The following is a 5,031-nucleotide window of genomic DNA, read 5'->3' on the forward strand; positions in this document are numbered from 1 at the left end:
ACGTAAAAAGTCCTCTCGGCTTAAAAACTAATGTTTTATATGATTTATTATTTTGTTGGTTTCGATAAAGAGTTATTGCTATGTGTAAGTAATCCCAACCATAAAAAAGGATAAATGTATCTTATGTGACTAACAGAATTTAGTGTTCCCATTATTTATCCCTCCATTACTTAGCTACATATTTTTCCCTCCTAAATAAATCTTTTATAAACTTTAAATGCCATCTTTTTTGCATTTATCATTAGCAAATTTTATTTTCCTAACTAAGATAACAGCTAAACCAAATGACAAAACATCTGCCACTGGTTGAAGCAAATATATTCCAAATTGCCCAAATATATTTGATAAAGTATACAATAACGGAATATAAAATATTCCTTGTCGTGAAATTGAAATTATTGATGCCCAAAAATATTGTCCAATATTTTGCATTAGCATACTACTAATCGCAAAGTATCCTAAAAGTGGCATTGTAATACATTGAATACGCAGTATCTCTGTACCGGCTAAAATAACTTCATTATCATTTGACATTGTTCTAATAAGCGGTTCAGAAAAAACATATAACAAAATAGCCGCTATAATTAAAAATAAAGTACCTCCTGTTACTGCAAATTTAAAAGCCTTTTTAACTCTATCATATTGCTTTGCCCCGTAATTCATCGCACAGATAGGCTGAAAACCCTGACCCCAGCCTATCATTATCATATATGCTAATGCTAATATCCTTGAGCTTATTGTTAATGCTGCTATAACACCATCACCGTATTTTGCGGCTACAACATTCAGTAAAATTAAAGCGATACTTGTGATAAATTGTCTTGAAAAATTAGGCATTCCTCCTGCCAGAATATGATATACTCTATCTTTATTTATTCTTACTTTTTTTAAATCAACAGCAGTATTTCCATTTTTTTCTGATAAATTCGTTAATACGATGCAACCTGTAATTTGTCCTATCAATGTTGCATATCCAGCTCCAATAAAGCCGAATTTAAACCCAAACATCAATACAGGATCCAAAACCATATTGACAACCATTCCTATCAATAATCCTATCATTCCATCTTTCACATTCCCACAAAGTCTTAATTGATTGTAAAGAGTAATAGAATAAAGACCAAATGGTATGCTGACAATAATCACCTTTAGATACTGTACTGTAAAATTCAACAAACTTTCAGAAGCACTTCCACCTATAAATTTTGACAGCGGTAAAACAAAAAACCATGATAAAATAGCTATTAAAATACCAATGACAATAGCAAAGAGAATTCCAATAGACGATATAATTTCTGCTTCTCTTTCTTCATTTTCTCCAATTTTTTTTGACATTATGTTTCCACTTCCATACCCAAACCAAAATCCAATAGCTTGAATAAAACTCATAAAGCTAAACACGATACCGATAGCAGCTGTCATGGATTTATTATTTAAAATACCGACAAAAAATGTATCAGTCAGATTATAAATTACCATGACAAGCATACCTATAATGGTAGGAATAGAAGTTTTCACTAATAATGGCAGAAGATTATCGTTTAAAATGGCTTTTCTTTTCAATTCTTTTTTATTATTACTTGAGTTCATACTACAAACCTCTAACTACACCTTTATTACCGTCTACTTGAATCATATCCCCATCTTTGAATTTGGTAGTTGCAAAACCAACTCCAAGAACTGCCGGTATATTATATTCTCTTGCAACAATTGCAGCATGGCTCAAAGCAGAACCTGTATCTGCCACAACAGCACTTGCCAGCTTAAATAATGGAGTCCATTCAGGATCTGTAAGATGACAAACTAATATATCTCCTTTTTTCATTTTATAAAATTCTTTGGGACTATTTATTAAACACACCTTTCCAACTGCAATGCCAGTGCTTCCGCTTACTCCTTTTAAGACATCACCATCTGTTTTAAAAATCAATAACTTTGAAGCTTCCCAAACTTTTACTGCTAAAGGAAATTTTTCGTTTCTCCTATTTATTTTTTCCTTATCTGATTCATTTAAATTACCTCTGTTAATTACTTCCAACAGTTCTTTATGAAAAAGATTAGCCACTCCAGTTTCTATGTTTTCATCACCCAAGAGTATAAAGTTAATTCTTTTAACACACTTTCTCACATAATAAAATAGTGTTTCCCACAAATATTGACTTTCTTCACGAACCACATGAAAATATCTAAAATATTTTATCTGTTTTTCTACATCCTGATACTTTCTACCATAGATTTCCTTTACGCTCTCCATAAGCTTAGAAAAATCCTTTATATCGTTACTTTCATTACTATTTTCATTTAATATAGGTCGTAATATATTTATCAGCCTATCAGGATCCTCAAGAAATGTTTTTGCAGATAAACAATAACAATTATAATCAGATTTAAAACCATTATTTTTCATAAACTCATCTGATATATTCTTAAAATCATTATACTTTTTATATAATTCCTTAAAATTATCTCCGGAAATTATTGCTTTTTTTAAAGCTTCATTTTTTCTTATCTCACGAGCCATTTTATAGACATCATTTGTAACCACTGATGTTTTATTATCTAAGTCCCAATAAAAATCAAATGATGAATAATTGCTATTTACTTTTTTTATTATTTTGGTAAATTTCTTGCTATTTAAAACTGATGGAAATAATGCATATTTGAATCTATCATAAGCAAGCTTTTGCAAAAGAACATAACTTTCTTCTAAAAAATTTCCACACTCCGTTAATGTCATATTTTCAAAATTTAAGTGCTTGATTTCTTCTATTTCAACTTCATATATATTCATAAAATCTTTGCACTTCTTAAAACAGAACTCAAAATCTTTCATGTTCTTTAAAATATTAAAAAATTTAAAAATATTCTTTCCAATTCGCTTTCCGTCATCAGAAAAAGTTTGTATACCATCATCATCTATAATTGGATTTCTTGGTAAAATAATTCCACCTTCTGACAAAATGTTTACTTTCTGATCATTAATTGCCATCAAATAATCGAAATCAAGAACTCTATGTGCAAAAGGCATTTTTTCTAAAAAGAATGACATTACTTCTTGTGTATCCTTTTTGATTTTTTTACCCTTTATATACTTCTCTATTAAATCATTGTCAGTTATATCATTCTTGGAATTTTTTAATGTGGTAATCGCTCTCGCTTGTAAAATATAGACAATATCATTTTTGATAGCCCATTCAATATCCATAGGCATACCATAGTGTTTTTCAATCTCTAAACCGCACTTCATAAGTTCAAGTATTTCTCTATCATTTAATGCACGAGTTTTTCTTTTATCAGAGTTTACCGATACTTCAACAGTTTCCTTATCCCCGTATATAATCTGAGTTTCCTTACTTCCAATATTTACTTCGATTATATTTCCTGATTTGTCAATAATGTAGCTATCCGCTGTAACTCTTCCGCTTACAACGCTTTCTCCTAAACCAAAGCTTGCATTTATTTGTATCTCATTTTCTTTTTTGTTTACTGGGTTTACAGTAAATAAAACTCCTGATTTTTCACTCTCTATCATTTCTTGAATAACAACTGCAATAGAAACTGAAGTTTGATCATAACCTTGATGAAATCTATAGCTTACAGCTCTATTCCCCCAAAGTGAAGCATAACAATTACGCACCCCATTTAATACACTTTCAATACCTTGAACATTTAAATAAGTTTCTTGTTGCCCTGCAAAACTGGCATCCGGTAAATCTTCTGCCGTTGCTGAAGAACGCACTGCAACTCTTGTATTATTTCCAAGATTAAAATATTTTTCTCTTATTGCATTTTCCAATTGCTCAGGAAATTTCCCAGACTTTATCTTTCCTCTAAAATGCTCAGCTTCATTTAGAAGTATTTTTTCATCATCTGCTGATTTTTTAATTCCATTTTTAATGATAGTATCAATAGCATTTACTTTTAAAAAATCTCTATATGCGTCTGCTGTTATAACAAAACCACTTGGAACATTTATTTTAGCCGAAGTCATTTCTCCAAGATTAGCTCCCTTACCTCCAACAATTAATACATCTTCCTTTTTTATCTCATTAAAATCCAGAATCATTTATATCACCTTCCTTTTTACAATTAAATTTCTATATATTTAAAAACAATGCTTTGTATATAAATATTAAGTACTTCCTCAAATGTATCTTCATTAAAATGGAAATAATTTGAACATAAAACAAAGCTTCCAACAAAGGCATTTGATAAACCTTGCTTATCTACGCTTTTTACTACTTTGTTTTTGTACCAATAATCTATTAACCTATCCAAAAAATCCCCATATAGATTTTCTACTCTATTCACTTTCTTTGAATCTTGACTCGCAAATATTCTAAATGCCTCTTGATAAATTTGCTGATTTCTAATTTTCTCAGTCATGTCTATTGAATACTTAAAAATTACCTCTGAAAGGAATTTTTTAGGATTCGTAAGTGAATTTGAAAATTCTTTTTCAATGTTCTCCAATTTTTGTATTGATCTATATGCCATTAAATCAATGACAAGAGATTCTTTATCTTTCCAAAAATTATAGAAACTCCCTTGAGCGATTCCGACTCTTTTTGTCAATTCCGAAATGCTAAGTGATTTTGTCCCTTTATCATGAAATAAATCAAGAGCCGTTTCTATAATATCTTCTTTTATTTTAATCTTCTCTTCTTCTGTAAATGCTTTTGCCATTTTAAGCCTCCTAAATATTATAAATACTTTTATGAATATTTCATTTTTTATTCATAGATATTATAACCCCAGCAAACATAGAAGTCAATGAATATTTTATTTTTTATTCATTGACTTCTGAGATATATTATTCAATTAAAATGTTCTGCATTTCACATACCGGTATCCCTCCCCTTTTCAAAACCTTTAATTTCTCCTGTTTCTTTTGCTCCCTTCTTGCCTTATATTTTTTTTCATACTCTTTCTGTTTTCCGCTTGCTTTTCTCTTTAGATAATTTTGATGTAATTTGTCTTTTCTTTCCTTGATTTTTCTTTCTTCTTCCTCAAGTTTTGATCGTTCTTCTT

General features: G+C 29.8%; 3 protein-coding genes and 1 pseudogene. All 4 read right to left on the reverse strand.

Annotated features, from left to right (window positions below; all coding sequences use genetic code 11):
* Positions 1-213: 213 nt before the first annotated feature.
* Positions 214-1,590, reverse strand: a complete 1,377-nt coding sequence (locus tag HMPREF2782_RS03075) for an MATE family efflux transporter (protein WP_070640790.1) — start codon at positions 1,588-1,590, stop codon at positions 214-216.
* Position 1,591: 1 nt separating this feature from the next.
* A complete protein-coding gene (locus HMPREF2782_RS03080) occupies positions 1,592-4,066 on the reverse strand; it encodes a PEP/pyruvate-binding domain-containing protein (RefSeq protein WP_070640792.1) in 2,475 nt (824 codons plus the stop codon).
* 23 nt (positions 4,067-4,089) lie between these two features.
* Positions 4,090-4,686: a TetR/AcrR family transcriptional regulator gene (locus HMPREF2782_RS03085; RefSeq protein ID WP_070640794.1), complete on the reverse strand. Its 597-nt coding sequence runs from the start codon at positions 4,684-4,686 to the stop codon at positions 4,090-4,092.
* Positions 4,687-4,813: 127 nt separating this feature from the next.
* Positions 4,814-5,031: pseudogene (locus HMPREF2782_RS03090) on the reverse strand (recombinase TnpX); the annotation flags it as partial.

Origin of the sequence: Anaerococcus sp. HMSC068A02 (genome assembly GCF_001811125.1) — a bacterium.
Classification (GTDB): Bacteria; Bacillota; Clostridia; order Tissierellales; family Peptoniphilaceae; genus Anaerococcus; species Anaerococcus vaginalis_C.